13 protein-coding genes and 1 tRNA gene are annotated in these 14327 nt (G+C 63.6%); 10 read left to right on the top strand and 4 right to left on the bottom strand.

Features of this window, described 5'->3' with window-relative positions:
- Window positions 1-2 precede the first annotated feature (2 nt).
- The 8 genes from NKI32_RS23750 to NKI32_RS23715 all read left to right on the top strand — a co-directional run bounded on the left by NKI32_RS23750 (window position 3) and on the right by NKI32_RS23715 (window position 9109).
- Window positions 3-824: a biotin--[acetyl-CoA-carboxylase] ligase gene (locus NKI32_RS23750; protein WP_023670806.1), complete on the top strand. Its 822-nt coding sequence runs from the start codon at window positions 3-5 to the stop codon at window positions 822-824.
- Between the two features lie 32 nt (window positions 825-856).
- Window positions 857-2530 carry a ribonuclease J gene (locus NKI32_RS23745; protein ID WP_023739141.1) on the top strand — a complete coding sequence of 558 codons (1674 nt, stop codon included), beginning with the start codon at window positions 857-859 and terminating at the stop codon, window positions 2528-2530.
- A 97-nt stretch (window positions 2531-2627) separates the two neighbouring features.
- Window positions 2628-3032 carry a methylmalonyl-CoA epimerase gene (mce, locus tag NKI32_RS23740; protein WP_023739140.1) on the top strand — a complete coding sequence of 135 codons (405 nt, stop codon included), beginning with the start codon at window positions 2628-2630 and terminating at the stop codon, window positions 3030-3032.
- Window positions 3029-3310: a DUF1467 family protein gene (locus NKI32_RS23735; protein WP_023739139.1), complete on the top strand. Its 282-nt coding sequence runs from the start codon at window positions 3029-3031 to the stop codon at window positions 3308-3310. Before mce ends, NKI32_RS23735 begins: the two co-directional genes overlap by 4 nt.
- A gap of 733 nt (window positions 3311-4043) precedes the next feature.
- On the top strand, window positions 4044-5372 hold the full coding sequence (proS, locus tag NKI32_RS23730) for a proline--tRNA ligase (protein ID WP_023670802.1): 1329 nt from the start codon (window positions 4044-4046) through the stop codon (window positions 5370-5372).
- A gap of 104 nt (window positions 5373-5476) precedes the next feature.
- The gene (locus NKI32_RS23725) at window positions 5477-6715 is read left to right on the top strand and encodes a lipoprotein-releasing ABC transporter permease subunit (protein ID WP_031194713.1); all 1239 of its coding nucleotides are present in this window, start codon (window positions 5477-5479) and stop codon (window positions 6713-6715) included.
- On the top strand, window positions 6712-7395 hold the full coding sequence (locus tag NKI32_RS23720; protein WP_023670800.1) for an ABC transporter ATP-binding protein: 684 nt from the start codon (window positions 6712-6714) through the stop codon (window positions 7393-7395). Before NKI32_RS23725 ends, NKI32_RS23720 begins: the two co-directional genes overlap by 4 nt.
- Before the next feature lie 463 nt (window positions 7396-7858).
- Window positions 7859-9109, top strand: a complete 1251-nt coding sequence (locus NKI32_RS23715; RefSeq protein WP_023746861.1) for a peptidase M50 — start codon at window positions 7859-7861, stop codon at window positions 9107-9109.
- 19 nt (window positions 9110-9128) lie between these two features.
- On the opposite strand, the gene lipB is transcribed toward NKI32_RS23715, so the two are convergent.
- Window positions 9129-9872 (bottom strand): lipoyl(octanoyl) transferase LipB, encoded by a 744-nt coding sequence (lipB, locus tag NKI32_RS23710; protein ID WP_023735909.1) that lies wholly within the window; start codon window positions 9870-9872, stop codon window positions 9129-9131.
- Between the two features lie 338 nt (window positions 9873-10210).
- Here lipB and NKI32_RS23705 point away from each other — a divergent pair.
- A tRNA-Leu gene (locus NKI32_RS23705) sits at window positions 10211-10295 on the top strand.
- Between the two features lie 200 nt (window positions 10296-10495).
- On the opposite strand, the gene NKI32_RS23700 is transcribed toward NKI32_RS23705, so the two are convergent.
- Window positions 10496-10729 (bottom strand): GcrA family cell cycle regulator, encoded by a 234-nt coding sequence (locus NKI32_RS23700; protein WP_081726058.1) that lies wholly within the window; start codon window positions 10727-10729, stop codon window positions 10496-10498.
- A 235-nt stretch (window positions 10730-10964) separates the two neighbouring features.
- Window positions 10965-12044 (bottom strand): sensor histidine kinase, encoded by a 1080-nt coding sequence (locus NKI32_RS23695; RefSeq protein WP_023685214.1) that lies wholly within the window; start codon window positions 12042-12044, stop codon window positions 10965-10967.
- Between the two features lie 399 nt (window positions 12045-12443).
- On the opposite strand from NKI32_RS23695, the gene NKI32_RS23690 reads away from it, so the two are divergent.
- Entirely contained in the window at window positions 12444-13376 is a 933-nt protein-coding gene (locus NKI32_RS23690; protein ID WP_023685215.1) for a TauD/TfdA dioxygenase family protein, read from the top strand.
- 36 nt (window positions 13377-13412) lie between these two features.
- Here the strand turns inward: NKI32_RS23690 and sucD are convergent, their stop codons facing one another.
- The gene (sucD, locus tag NKI32_RS23685; RefSeq protein WP_352499753.1) at window positions 13413-14312 is read right to left on the bottom strand and encodes a succinate--CoA ligase subunit alpha; all 900 of its coding nucleotides are present in this window, start codon (window positions 14310-14312) and stop codon (window positions 13413-13415) included.
- Between the last annotated feature and the right edge of the window lie 15 nt (window positions 14313-14327).

Genomic DNA, 14327 nt, shown 5'->3' with positions numbered 1-14327 from the left:
GGATGGCATTTCGGCTGGCTCCAACCTCTGAGACGGAAGGGTTCCGGCTCGAGGCCCATGACAGCGTGGGTTCCACCAACACGCTTGCGCTGGACCATGCAAGGGCAGGCGACCCCGGCAAATTGTGGGTCGTTTCCAAGAAGCAGGAAAGCGGCCGTGGCCGCCGCGGCAGGGCCTGGGTATCTCCCGAGGGCAATCTGGCGGCGACATTGCTGGTCATCACCGGCGGTGAGTTGCGTCTGGCGGCGACGCTGGGCTTCGTCGCCGGCCTGTCGCTGGCCGATGCGCTTGACGCCGTGGTGCCGAAGGGCAGGATCGCCATCGGCCTCGACGGCGCCAGCCAAGGGCAGAACCGCTTCGAGCTGAAATGGCCGAACGATGTGCTTGCCTCCGGCGCCAAACTGGCCGGCATCCTGCTGGAATCGGCCATTCTCGATGGCGGCCGTTTCGCGGTGGCGGTGGGCATCGGCGTCAATGTGGTGGCGCATCCGCCGGATTTGCCGTATCCGGCGACATCGCTTCAGGCGCTGGGCGCGACATGCGACGCCGAAACGCTGTTCTTGGCGCTGTCCGATGCCTGGACCGACAATGCCCGGCTGTGGGATGACGGACGCGGGCTCGACGCCATCCGGCGTCGCTGGCTGGCGCGCGCGGCGGGGCTTGGCGGCGAGGTTGCTGTCAGGATTGACGGGAATGTGGTGCGCGGTACCTTCGAGACCATTGACGCGGACTGCCGTTTCGTGATCCGCGATGATGAGGGGTCGGTCGTGACGGTAGCCGCCGGCGACGTGCATTTCGGCGCCGTCGCGTCGGCAAAGATTTAGAGCTGGTCGCAAGGGCCGGGAAGGGAAAATTGATGGCGAAAGCGCAAAACGCCGAACTCGTCTTCGTGCCGCTCGGCGGCGTCGGCGAGATCGGCATGAACTTCGCCCTTTACGGCTATGGGCCGCCTAGCGCGCGCGAGTGGATCGTCGTCGATGTCGGCGTGACTTTTCCCGATGCGGCGCATCCTGGCGTCGACCTGATCCTGCCCGATACGCGCTTCATCGAGGAGAACCTCGCCGGCCTGCGCGGCATCATCATCACCCACGCGCATGAAGACCATTACGGGGCGCTGCTCGACATCTGGCCGAAGCTGAAGGCGCCGGTGTGGATGACACCGTTCAGCGCCGGACTGCTGGACGCCAAGCGCCAGGGCGAGCAGGGCGCGCCGAAGAAAATTCCGGTGACGATCTACCGGGCAGGCGAAACATTCACTGTCGGCCCGTTCTCGATCGAGGCCATTCCGGTGGCGCACTCGATCCCCGAGCCGATGTCGCTGGCGATCACCTCGCCGGCCGGCACCGTCATCCATACCGGCGACTGGAAGATCGATCCGGAACCGACGATCGGTCCGAAAACCGACGAGGCGCGGTTTCGCGCCTATGGCGACAAGGGTGTGCTGGCGCTGATCTGCGATTCCACCAATGCGCTGCGCGAAGGCGAATCGCCGTCGGAAGTGGCGGTGGGCGAAGGCCTCAGGGGCGTCATCCAGAGCGCTGTCGGCCGTGTCGCCGTCACCACCTTCTCCTCCAATGTCGGACGCATCGTCTCCATCGCCAAGGCGGCGCGCGATGCCGGCCGCCAGTGCCTGGTGCTCGGCCGCTCGCTGAAGCGGGTCATCGATGTCGCCGGCGAACTCGGCTACATGGACGGGCTGCCGGAGTTCATCGCCGAGGAGGATTTCGGCTTCATCCCGCGCGAGAACCTGGTCATCATCTGCACCGGCAGCCAGGGCGAGGCGCTGGCAGCGCTGGCAAAACTGTCGCGCGACGAGATGAAATCGGTGTCGCTGACGGCCGGCGACACGGTGGTGTTTTCCTCACGCACCATTCCCGGCAACGAGAAGGCGATCCTCGAGATCAAGAACCGCCTCATCGACCTCGGCATCAAGATCATCGAGGATGGCGACGCGCTTGTGCATGTCTCCGGCCATCCCCGCCGCAGCGAATTGCGCAGGATGTATGAATGGGTGCGGCCGCAGATCGGCGTTCCCGTGCACGGCGAAGCCGCGCATCTGGTGGCGCAAGGGTCGCTGATGTCGACGTCGGGCATCGGCCAGGTGGCGCAAGTGCGCGACGGCGACATGCTGCGGCTGGCGCCGGGTCCGGCCACGATCATCGACCAGGTGCCGTTCGGCCGCATCTACAAGGACGGCAGGCTGATCGGCACCGACCAGGCGATGGGCATACGCGACCGGCGGAAGCTATCCTTTGCCGGCCATGTCGCGGTCAATGTCGTGCTCGACGACAAATATGAGCTCGCCGGCGATCCCGATCTGGTCGCCATCGGCGTCGCCGAGGCCGATGCCCGTGGCGAAAACATGGAAGATCTGATGCTCGACGCGGCCGTCGGCGCGGTTGACTCGATCCCTCGCCAGCGCCGCAAGGACCTCGATCTGGTGCAGGAAGCGGTGCGCCGCGCCGTGCGCGGCGCCGCCAACGAAGCCTGGGGCAAGAAGCCGCTGGTGACGGTGTTTGTGACGAGGTGAGGGAATAGGCAGTAGGCGGTAGGCAGTGGAGAAAAATGCGGATGTATCACTACTGCCTGCTGCCTATTCCCTACTCCCTTAACTTGTGGAGCACTTCATGCTGGGACGCCTGAACCATGTAGCACTTGCCGTACCGGACCTGGCCGCGGCGATTGCGGCCTATCGCGATACACTTGGCGCGCGGGTGACTGCGCCGCAGGCTTTGCCCGAGCATGGCGTGACGGTGGTGTTCGTCGATGTCGGCAACACCAAGATCGAACTCCTGGAGCCGCTGGGCGAACGGTCGCCGATCGCGGCCTTTCTGGCGAAGAACCCCTCGGGTGGCATGCATCATGTCTGCTACGAGGTCGACGACATCCTTGTCGCGCGCGATCACCTCAAAGCGAGCGGCGCCCGCGTGCTGGGCGACGGCAATCCCAAAACCGGCGCCCACGGCAAGCCGGTGCTGTTCCTGCATCCCAAGGATTTCTTCGGCACGCTGGTCGAACTGGAGCAGGCATGAGCTGGATTTCGTTTGCCGCGCTGTTCTTCATCACCTGGTGGCTGATGCTGTTCATCGTGCTGCCGTTCAGCGTCAAGACGCAGGATGACGACCATGACGTGACGCTGGGCACGGTTGCGAGCGCGCCGCGCGGACCGCATATGCTGCGCGCCGTGATCCGCACCACTATCGTCACGGCTGTCGTCATGGGGGTTTTCTACAGCCTGACGCACGGGCTGGGCTACAGCCTCGACGAAGTCCCGCACATCATCCCCGAAGCCAGCCAGGCACCCGGCTAACTAACCACTTTCCCGCCGGCAGATCGGCTGGGATGTTTGTGTTTGTTTCGGAGCGCCAAACTCAGATTTTGTCTCGCCAGCCTGCGATGCGCAATAGGCGGCCAGGCATGGCCCACCCGCATTAGAATCACGCCTTGGTGTCAGGCTGACGCAAGCTCACGTGATTTGGGAACAGGTTGATCTAACCAGATGATCGGGCAAAAAAAATGCAAGGCACAAGGCCTTGCAATTTAAACGCGTTCCGATCTGTTTTCCGGTTTCCGGCGGCAGCGGGTAACCGCGCCTAGATCGCATCCTCCCAAGACTTTGACCGCGTAGGAGAGCAGATTTTTCTCCACCCTCTCGGTTATCGGGGCACACTAGCCTAACCCTGATGAAATTGTCACGCAGAATTTTGCCCGCAATCGGGCAATCTGTGCTGCAGTGCACAATAGTGCGGCAGGCTTTGCTTGCGAAACGAACAACGCCGGGGCTGCCGCATTAATGGGGCCAGGTGTGCCGCGTAGCCCGGACGCGCAAAGCGTGTGTGAGGACTTTGCAGTCAGGCGATCACTTTGCGTCAGAAGCATTATCGTTTTCGGTGCGAAGGTCTTTGGAAGAAGAATCGATTTTTGCGATTTCGGACCGATGCGACCGGTCGGGTTTCCATTCCGTCACGAAATAGCTATGAAGCCGGGGCAAGCAAGCCAGCCGCGCCGATTCCGGCGCAGCCTCCTCTCTCACGGACCTGTCCATGCGTTTGTCGCAGTTTTTCCTGCCCATCCTGAAAGAAAATCCGCGCGAGGCCGAGATCGTCTCGCACCGGCTGATGCTGCGTGCCGGCATGATCCGCCAGCAGGGGCAGGGCAGCTTTTCCTGGCTGCCGCTGGGCAAGCTGGTGCTCGACAAGGTCTGCCGCATCATCCGCGAGGAGCAGAACCGCGCCGGCGCGCTGGAAATCCTGATGCCGACCATCCAGTCGGCCGATCTGTGGCGCGAAAGCGGCCGCTATGACGATTACGGCAAGGAGATGCTGCGCATCAAGGACCGGCAGGACCGCGACATGCTTTACGGTCCGACCAATGAGGAAGTGGTCACCGAGATCGTGCGCGCCTACGTCAAGTCCTACAAGGACTTGCCGCTAAACCTCTACCACATCCAGTGGAAGTTCCGCGACGAGGTGCGGCCGCGCTTCGGCGTTATGCGCTCGCGCGAATTCCTGATGAAGGATGCCTATTCCTTCGACCTCGATTTCGAGGGCGCGAAGGCCGCCTATAACCGCATGTTCGTATCCTATCTCAGGACGTTCACGCGCATGGGGCTGCAGGCCATTCCGATGCGGGCCGACACCGGGCCGATCGGCGGCGATCTCAGCCATGAATTCATCATCCTGGCCGACACCGGCGAGAGCCAGGTCTATTGCGACCGCGAATATCTGTCGCTGCAGGTGCCCGGCGAGAAAACCGACTTCGGCAATGACGGCGAGATCGCCGACATCGTCAAGACGTGGACGACGCCTTACGCCGCCACCGACGAGATGCATGACGAGGCGGCCTGGGACAAGCTTGGCGAGGCCGACCGGGTCTCGGCGCGCGGCATCGAGGTCGGCCACATCTTTCATTTCGGCGACAAATATTCCAAGCCCATGGGCGCCAAGGTGACCGGGCCCGACGGCAAGGATCATTTCGTTTCCGGCGGCTCCTACGGTATCGGTCCGTCGCGGCTGGTCGCAGCGATCATCGAGGCCAGCCATGACGATAACGGCATCATCTGGCCGGAAGCGGTGACGCCGTTCGACATCGGCCTGATCAACATGAAGGCCGGCGACGCCGAGTGCGACCGCGTCTGCGGCGAGCTCTACGCCGCCTTCACCAGCGCCGGCAAGGATGTGCTTTACGATGACACCGACCAGCGGCCGGGCGGCAAGTTCGCCACCGCAGACCTGATCGGCCTGCCCTGGCAGGTGATCGTCGGGCCGCGCGGCGTGGCCGCCGGCGAGATCGAGATCAAGAACCGCCGGACCGGCGAGCGCGAGACGCTGCCGGTCGCGGAGGCCAGGAAACGCTTCGGTGCAACCGCATGAGCGAAGCCGCGGCAGCGAAGTCTTCGGTAGCCCAGTCTCCGGTTGGCAAGTCTCCGGTCGCCAAGTCTCCGGTCACCAAGTCTCCGGTCGCCGGCCCGTTCTCCATGTTCGAACGCATGGTCGCCTGGCGTTATTTGCGGTCGCGCCGCAAGGAGACGGTGATCTCGGTCATCGCCTCGATCTCCTTCCTCGGCATCATGCTGGGCGTCGCCACGCTGATCGTCGTCATGGCTGTCATGAACGGGTTTCGAGCCGAACTTCTGACCCGCATCCTCGGCGTCAACGGCCATCTGATCGTGCAGCCGCTGGATTCGCCGCTTGAGGACTATGCGCAGGTCGCCGCCCGCATCAACGGCGTGGCCGGCGTCAAATACGCGATACCGCTGATCGACGGCCAGGTGCTGGCGCAAGGCAATGTCGGCGGCGGCATGGGCGCGCTGGTGCGCGGTATCAGGGCCGAAGACCTCGGCAAGATCGCCATCGTCGCCCAGAACGTCAAGCAAGGCACGCTTGACGGCTTCGACTCCGGCGAGGGCGTCGCTATCGGCAAGCGCATGGCGGAGAATCTCGGCCTTGTGCTCGGCGACACCATCACGCTGATCTCGCCGGACGGCGATGTGACGCCGATGGGCACGACGCCGCGGCTGAAGGGCTACAAGGTGGCGGCGATCTTCGAGGTCGGCATGTCGGAATATGACAGCTCCATCGTCTACATGCCGTTTTCCGAAGCGCAGCTCTATTTCAACATGGACGGCAGGGCGCAGACGATCGAGATCTATGTCGACAATCCCGATAATGTCGACGCGCTGAAACCGCTGGTGGATGCGGCGGCGCAACGGCCGATCGACATGGTCGACTGGCGCCAGCGCAACGAGACGTTCTTTTCAGCACTGCAGGTCGAGCGCAACGTCATGTTCATGATCCTGACGCTGATCGTGCTGGTGGCGGCGCTCAACATCATCTCCGGCCTGATCATGCTGGTGAAGGACAAGGGCCACGATATCGCCATCCTGCGCACAATGGGCGCCTCGCGCGGCGCCATCCTGCGCATCTTCCTGATGACGGGTGCTGCGATCGGCGTCACCGGCACGCTGGCCGGCGTGCTGCTCGGGGTGCTCATCTGCACCAACATCGAATCCATCCGCCAGTTCTTCTCCTGGATGACCGGCAAGGTGCTGTTCAACCCGGAGCTCTATTTCCTCAGCCAGCTGCCGGCAAAGATGGACCCGCGCGAGACCACCTATGTCATCCTGATGGCGCTCGGCCTGTCCTTCCTAGCAACGGTGTTTCCGGCATGGCGCGCCGCACGGCTCGATCCGGTCGAGGCCTTGAGATACGAATGAAGTCCGAGATCATTATCGAGCTGAAGAGCGTCGAGCGGCACTATGTCCAGGGGCCGCGCAAGCTCACCATTTTGAACGGCGCCGACTTTTCGCTGAAGCGCGGCGAGATGGTGGCGCTGGTGGCGCCGTCGGGCACCGGCAAGTCGACGCTGCTCCATACGGCGGGCCTGCTCGAGCGCCCCGACGCCGGTGACGTCATTCTGGCCGGCCGCGCCTGCGGACGGCTCTCCGACGACGAACGCACGGCGATCCGCCGCAACGATGTCGGCTTCGTCTATCAGTTCCATCATCTGCTGCCGGAGTTTTCGGCGCTCGAAAACATCATGATGCCGCAGCTGATCAAAGGGCTTTCGCGCAAGGAGTCGTCGGAGCGCGCAGCACAGCTGCTCGACTATATGCAGATCGGCAAGCGCGCGTCGCACCGTCCGTCGGAGCTGTCCGGCGGCGAACAGCAGCGCGTCGCCATCGCCCGTGCCGTCGCCAATGCGCCCTTGCTGCTTTTGGCCGACGAGCCGACCGGCAATCTCGACCCGGTCACCGCCTCCTATGTCTTCGACGCGCTTGGCGCGCTGGTCAAGCAGTCCGGCCTTGCCGCGCTGATCGCCACCCACAATCACGAGCTCGCCTCGCGCATGGACCGCCGGGTGACGCTGGCGGACGGCAAGGTCGTTCCGTTGTAGGCCCCAACTTCGTCATCCTAGCGTCTGCGCCGCGTCGCTGCGCTCCTTGCTCCGCCCTAGGATGACGAAGTGATTGGTGCGTCTCGGCCGATCGCAAAGGCATGCGATGCGCCCTGCGTCAGCACTGCCGTCACCCCGTCAACCTTTCGTTAACCCTGCCCAAACCGGCTGTCAGGATTCGTCGGCATGCCGCTTTCCGCTCATTGACTTTCGAACAAAGTTAGAACAAAATACGAACATAGCAACAACAGGAGAGAGTTATGAGCGATCTTGTTCAGGACGTCGTTTCGTTGGTGTGCATGAGTGCGTTTCTGGTTTCCATGGCCGTCTGGATCGGCGCCATGTGATGCAACTGCTGTTCGCCGCACTGTTTTAGGCGGGCAGGAGGGGCGTTGTGCCGTTAAGCCTTTCTTGCCGCCGTGCCGCTAGGGTGCCCTGCCAAATACAGGGAGCAAAACCTCAGGTGTCGCCGATCGTGACGGCCCTTCTCGTGGCCGGTAATCTCGGATTGATTTTCCTTTTGATGACCGCGCCGCTCGGTTTGCGCACGGTGAGGCTCAGCCGCGTGGTCGCAATGGACCGGCAGCGCCTCTGGCAGGCGCTGTGGCCGCTCGGCAGCGATGCCGGCTGGTCCGGCGAGATACTGAAGGCGCAGCCGCTGGACGGGCAGGGCACGACCCGCATCCTGCTGTCCTGGGAAGGCCGCGACGGCCAGCCGATCGAGCGCGGGTCGCGCTTCGAGGACGTCGTCGAAGGCAGTCGTTTTTCGATGCGGGTCATCGAGGATACCGCGCTCGACGCGTCGTTCTGGAAGGATTTTTATGAGACCACCGAACTCACCTCGGAAGGTGCCGGCACGCGGGTGACGCTCAGCCAGACCGATCGCTATCGCGGCGTCGCCTTCCTGGTGTTCCGCTACTTCGCCATGCGCCGCGAGCTCGGCAAGCTGGAGGTCTGGGCGAGGACCGGACAATATCGCAAGGGCGGTTGGTTCGAGCATCCGCTGAGCCAGGTCGGTTTCGCCGTTCTTTCGGCTTTCATCCTGTGGCCGTTCTTCGGGCTCAATCTCGGCGGCCTGGCGCTGGCCGCGATCCTGACCTCGGTGGTCGCCCTGCATGAGTTCGGCCACATGGCGGCCTTCCGGCTGACCGGTCATCGCAAGGCGCGGATGATCTTTATCCCGCTGCTCGGCGGCATCGCCATTGGTGGCCGGCCTTATGACAGCCGCTTCGAGGTCGCCTTCGTGGCGCTGATGGGCGCCGGCTTTTCCGCGTTCCTGGTTCCGCTGCTGATCGTCGCCAGCGGGCTCGCGTCCGGCGAGGGACATCGGCTCGCCGCGGCCCTTCTGGCGACGCTCGCCGGCGTTGCCGCATTGTTCAACATCGCCAATCTGGTGCCGGTGTGGAAATTCGACGGCGGTCAGGTGCTGCGCCAGATCTGCCCGGGGCCGGCCGCCCTGGCGCTCGCCTCGTTTTCCCTGCTCTCGGCCTTGCTGTGGCTTGGCTGGCTGGCCGGCTTTTCCCAAAGCTTTCTGCTGGTGGCGGGCGCCGTCTTTGCCATCCTCAGCCTGATGACAGTGGGTAGCGGGGTAAAACCGCGCCACGAATTGAAGCCGATCCGCATCTTCGATCGTTTCGCCATGGCCGGCGCGCTGCTGGCCGTCTTCGCCATTCACGGTTTCGGGCTGTTGTGGGCCTCGGCGCGGTTGCTTTGAGCGTTGGTCGAGGCGAGACTCAGCCGGCCTTGCGAGCCGGTTCTGTAGAAGTTGACTTCGCTGCCCCGAAAACATCCTCGAAGGCGGATTTCAGCGCCAGGTCGAAATCGGCCATGGTTACGGGCAGGCCGAGGTCGACGAGGCTGGTGACGCCGTGATCCGGCACGCCGCATGGCACGATGCCGCTGAAATGGCTGAGATCCGGCTCGACATTGACGGCAATGCCATGAAAGCTCACCCAGCGCCGCAGCCGGATGCCGATGGCCGCGATCTTGTCTTCAGCCGGCGAGCCGTCGGGCAGGGACGGGCGCTCGGGCCGCACCACCCAGACGCCGACGCGGTCCTCGCGGCGTTCGCCGCGTACATTGAAGGCGGCAAGCGTGCCGATGATCCACTGCTCGAGCGCGGCGACGAAGGCGCGCACATCCTCACGCCGGCGCTTCAGGTCAAGCATGACATAGGCAACCCGCTGCCCCGGCCCGTGATAGGTGTATTCGCCGCCGCGCCCGGCGGCAAAGACCGGGAAACGGTCGGGGTCGATCAGGTCCTCGATGCGGGCGCTGGTCCCGGCGGTGTAAAGCGGCGGATGCTCGACCAGCCAGACCATCTCGGCGGCTGCACCCGCGCGGATCGCCTCGGCGCGCGCTTCCATCAGGGCCAGCGCATCGGTGTAGCCGGTCAGGCCGGGCTCGATGCGCCATTCGACCGGCGCCGAACCCGGCAAGGGCAGGAACGACGTGGCGATCTGGCTGCGTTCGGTCATGGCTTTTTCGTTTTTCGCGTGATGCACGCCGGCTTGGCGAAACCGCCTTGCGCTCTGGAGCCAAATGCATTTGCCCTTCATATGGCGGTATCCGGCTGAAACGTCCAGTTCGCCACGCATTTCGGCCTTCGCGCACGACCCCGAAGATAGGAACGATCTTCGGAAAGGATCATGCGCCAAATCAAAGTGCTGCAGCGTCCTTTGCGCGTCCCACAGGACGCGCGGCGCTGTAGAGGCCGATATGCCAATTCGCGGCGATTATTGCGCGCCGCGCCCTTGTTTCGCAGGAAACGATTTGCTACACGCCGCGAGCCGGTTCGTTCCGGCTCCTACCACGGGCGGTCGTGGCGGAATTGGTAGACGCGCAGCGTTGAGGTCGCTGTGGGGCAACCCGTGGAAGTTCGAGTCTTCTCGACCGCACCATAATTTTTCGGCCATTGAAATCATTGCGGCTTCTCAGGCCGTCGACGCCAAATCATCGCCTTTGGCGCTTGAACCGGCCGCAGCAGAGTTGCAACAAGAGGTCGCAGAGCCGCACGCGAACGCCGCTTGGCTCGCACCGGCCAGCCTCCTGCACCTGAGTCCCCGGCTTTGCCGGTGGCGGGGCAGGGGATGTGGTTGACCTAAGCGGCGCGTCGTTGCGGGAAATGGAGACCCGGACGGGCTCGACGAGGGTCAACGGCCGTCACGACGGTGTGGTGGTGATCGCAGTAGACGCGATCCGGCGACGTCGGCCCGGCACAAAACCGGTAACCACCGGGTACCGACCGGTCTTCGCTCACCGGGAAGCGGCACTGGTGCAGGCCTAGCTGAATGAGGGGGACGTCTCTCGACGCTGGTCTGATATTTTCACGCATGATGGTTTTCAGTTTCCTGGTTCATAGCCATTGCCGGCTGACGGCCGCGATGCGACCGGTCGGAGCGAGCTTCTCTCGTTTTGGAGGGCTGTGGACCACATATGGTGCTGATAGCACCGTCAAAGAAGCCCGGCGCCCCGCTTCTGCAGCCAAATCGTTTGCGACTTAAGGCCACACCCGCGAGCGCCCGAAGCACCTGTCCGGCCGGGATTTGCCGGCGCGCCGTTGCATAGCCTCAGTCCGTCGCCGCCGATCGCTTGAAGACGATGGTGACCCTGGTTCCCTCGCCGGCACTCGACTTGACGTCGAATTGCGCCTTGGCATTTTCGGTCAGCGACCGCGCGATCAAGGAGCCGAGCTTGCCGGGCCTGGGCCAGGTCTCACCCGTCGGCAGACCGATCCCATCATCGGCGACAGTCACCCGGCAACCATCGCCGCTGACGACGCTGTGCAGCGTGATCGTGCCGCCATCGCGCCCGACGAATGCATGTTTGAGAGCGTTGGTCAGCAACTCATTGACGACCAGGCCTGTCGGCATGGCAACGTTGATGGATACCGGATAGGTATCCACCTTAAGGTCGAGGCGGATACCTTCGACTGCGTGCGACGCCATGACGGCGGACGCGATCTGGCTAAGGTACACGCCAAGATCCACCTCATCCTTCTGCTGGTCAGCCGACAATGTCTGGTAGAGGATTGCCAATGCGTCTACCCGGCCGGCAAGCCTTTCGAAACGCTTCTGGTCCGGTTCGGTGGCGTTGCGGGTTTCCATCCGGATCAAAGCGGTGATCATCTGCAGATTGTTTTTCACCCGATGCTGCAGTTCGCGCAACAGGGTGTCCTTCTCCCGGATGAGCTCCTCCGCGGGTCGCGCGTCCTCGGTCTCACCGTGTGCCGTGACGTCGACAAGCGCCACCAGCCGGAAGCAGAGCTTGCCGTTGTCGTCCTCGATAACGTTGGAATAAACGTCGACGATTGCCGGCTTGTCCTCGCCGCGCTCGAGGCGAAACGTGCCGACGAAATCGGTGTCTTCAACGACAGCCTCGGCGAGCGGCCTGTCCTTCTGCCGATGAAGCCCCCTGCCGGAAAGGGCCGCCCAGTTTTCCCGCGCAAGCTTCGGCGCCTTGAGGTCCGAGAGCTTCTCGAATTCGGGATTGGCGTAGACGACACGTTCCTTCGCGATCAATTCCGAGACGGCGATCGCGATCGGCATCTGGTCGAGAAATTTCTTGAACTGGTCGCTTTCCAGCGCGGTGGCGAGGTCAGGCGTATCGAGCAATTGCTCGACAGCGTCAGCCTTATCGGAGTCTGTCATCTCGGCGCCTGCGTGATGCGTGGAAGCCATCAATATCAGGCATGCAATTCACCCGCCATCTCCAATATCGAAGGGGATACGACAGCGTCACTACTGGTGCGGGCCGCGTCGCGCAGCGCTCCACCGCCTGCCGCTCACGAACGAATTGGACAGAAGGCATTTTTCTCAGGGCCGCCGAACTTTGAAAAGAAATGTCTATGGAATTTGTAGAATTACGCTTTGAATGGGATCTCGGTACTGCTCGCAAGCCTTGGCGGCCTTCGCCTCCTGAGTTGAGATCAGTGCTCTCGTTGCCAAGCAAGTCGGCTCCCGATGAGGGAGTTGCTCCGCCGATCGCTATGCGGCCGGCAGACGGCGGAGCATTGCCACCAGCCCGCGGCTTTAGAGGAAGAGGTTCCCATGACCAGACTTACCCCCGTAGAGCAGATCATCCCGGATGCCGATATTGTCCCGCTTACCGGACGCGTCGGCGCAGAGATCAGGAACATTCGGCTCTCCGGCGACCTGCCGCAGCAGACGGTCGCGGCGATCAACCAGATCCTGTTGCGGCACAAGGTGGTGTTCTTCCGCGACCAGGCGCATCTCGACGATGCCGAGCAGGAGCGCTTTGCCCAGCGTCTCGGCGACCTCGTCCCGCATCCGACCCAAGGTCCCGTCAAGGGAACGGCGTCCATTCTCGAACTCGATTCCAGCCGTGGCGGCGGTCGCGCCGACCAATGGCATACCGATGTCACCTTCGTCGACGCCTATCCGAAATTCTCCGTTCTTCGCGGCGTCGTCATACCGCCGGCCGGCGGCGACACCATCTGGTCGAACACCGCGGCCGCCTATCAGGACCTGCCCGAGCCGTTGAAGCTGCTGGCCGACAATCTCTGGGCGGTGCACAGCAACGCCTACGATTACGCCGCGGTGCGGCCGCGTGCGAGCGCCGCGGAAAAGAAGCACTTCGAGGAAATCTTCACCTCGACGATCTACGAGACCGAGCATCCCGTTGTCCGCGTCCATCCCGAAACAGGCGAGCGCTCGCTGCTGCTCGGCAATTTCGTGCAACGGCTGATCGGTCTTTCCAAAAGCGATTCGGCGAAGCTCTACGAGGTGTTCCAGTCCTATGTCACGGCGCCGGAGAACACCGTGCGCTGGCGCTGGAAGGCCGGCGATGTGGCGATCTGGGATAACCGCGCGACGCAGCACTACGCCGTCAACGATTACGGCGACCAGCACCGGGTGGTGCGTCGCGCCACGGTCGACGGCGACATTCCGGTCAGCGTCGACGGCCGCCGCAGCGCCACCCGCACCAAGGTCGCGAAGCCGGCAGCCGACAAGGCTGCCTGAGGTTCGGGCTGGCGCAGTCGGACTCGGGGGCTGCTGTCACGCCGCCTTCTTCATCCCCGCAAGCGTATCCGCCACCACCTCGCCGAACGAGGACGGCGTCGGCACGATGATCACCCCGGCGTCTTTCAGGATTTCGACCTTTTCCTGCGCAGACTCGCCGAAGGCCGAGATGATGGCGCCGGCGTGGCCCATGCGGCGGCCTTTCGGGGCGGAGAGGCCGGCGATGTACGCGATGAGCGGCTTCCTCATGTTGTCGCGCGCCCAGATCGCGGCTTCGGCTTCCTGCGGTCCGCCGATCTCGCCGATCATCACCACGGCGTCGGTGTCGTCATCCTGTTCGAACAGTTTCAGCACGTCCTTGAAGGAGGAGCCGTTGATCGGGTCGCCGCCGATGCCGACGCTGGTCGAGACGCCGATGCCGAGCGACTTCATCTGCGACGCCGCCTCGTAGCCCAGGGTTCCCGAGCGGCCGACAATGCCGACGCGGCCGGGGAGGTAGATGCTGCCGGGCATGATGCCCATCAGCGCCTGTCCGGGCGTGATGACGCCGGCGCAGTTCGGGCCGATCAGCCGCATGCGGTCCTCGTAGCGGTAGCGCAGCATGTAGCGCTTGACCTGCATCATGTCCTGCGACGGGATGCCGTCGGTGATGCAGACGCAGAGTTTAATGCCGGCGTCCGCCGCTTCCATGATCGAATCGGCGGCAAAGGGCGGCGGCACGAAGACGATGCTGGCCTCGGCGCGGGTCTCGCGCACCGCGCCCTTGACCGTGTTGAAGACAGGCAGGCCGAGATGCTTCTGGCCGCCTTTGCCGGGGGTGACGCCGCCGACCAGCTTGGTGCCATAGCGTTTCATGTCGTCGGCATGGAAGCTGCCGATCTTGCCGGTGAACCCCTGGACGATGACGCGGGTGCTGCGGTTGAGCAGGATTGCCATTTTCTCGACCTCCCT

The organism is Mesorhizobium sp. M0761 (genome assembly GCF_040320205.1).
In the GTDB taxonomy this organism is placed as follows: Bacteria; Pseudomonadota; Alphaproteobacteria; order Rhizobiales; family Rhizobiaceae; genus Mesorhizobium.
This window is presented reverse-complemented; position numbering and strand designations above follow the sequence as displayed.

What these genes read in the sequence shown, in the direction of transcription:
- proS (WP_023670802.1), top strand. Translation starts at nt 4,044, where the DNA reads ATGCGTTTGTCGCAGTTTTTCCTGCCCATCCTGAAAGAAAATCCGCGC.
- NKI32_RS23695 (WP_023685214.1), bottom strand. Translation starts at nt 12,044, where the DNA reads ATGACAGACTCCGATAAGGCTGACGCTGTCGAGCAATTGCTCGATACG.
- NKI32_RS23750 (WP_023670806.1), top strand. Translation starts at nt 3, where the DNA reads ATGGCATTTCGGCTGGCTCCAACCTCTGAGACGGAAGGGTTCCGGCTC.
- NKI32_RS23745 (WP_023739141.1), top strand. Translation starts at nt 857, where the DNA reads ATGGCGAAAGCGCAAAACGCCGAACTCGTCTTCGTGCCGCTCGGCGGC.
- NKI32_RS23720 (WP_023670800.1), top strand. Translation starts at nt 6,712, where the DNA reads ATGAAGTCCGAGATCATTATCGAGCTGAAGAGCGTCGAGCGGCACTAT.
- mce (WP_023739140.1), top strand. Translation starts at nt 2,628, where the DNA reads ATGCTGGGACGCCTGAACCATGTAGCACTTGCCGTACCGGACCTGGCC.
- NKI32_RS23690 (WP_023685215.1), top strand. Translation starts at nt 12,444, where the DNA reads ATGACCAGACTTACCCCCGTAGAGCAGATCATCCCGGATGCCGATATT.
- NKI32_RS23735 (WP_023739139.1), top strand. Translation starts at nt 3,029, where the DNA reads ATGAGCTGGATTTCGTTTGCCGCGCTGTTCTTCATCACCTGGTGGCTG.
- NKI32_RS23700 (WP_081726058.1), bottom strand. Translation starts at nt 10,729, where the DNA reads ATGCGTGAAAATATCAGACCAGCGTCGAGAGACGTCCCCCTCATTCAG.
- lipB (WP_023735909.1), bottom strand. Translation starts at nt 9,872, where the DNA reads ATGACCGAACGCAGCCAGATCGCCACGTCGTTCCTGCCCTTGCCGGGT.
- NKI32_RS23725 (WP_031194713.1), top strand. Translation starts at nt 5,477, where the DNA reads ATGTTCGAACGCATGGTCGCCTGGCGTTATTTGCGGTCGCGCCGCAAG.
- sucD (WP_352499753.1), bottom strand. Translation starts at nt 14,312, where the DNA reads ATGGCAATCCTGCTCAACCGCAGCACCCGCGTCATCGTCCAGGGGTTC.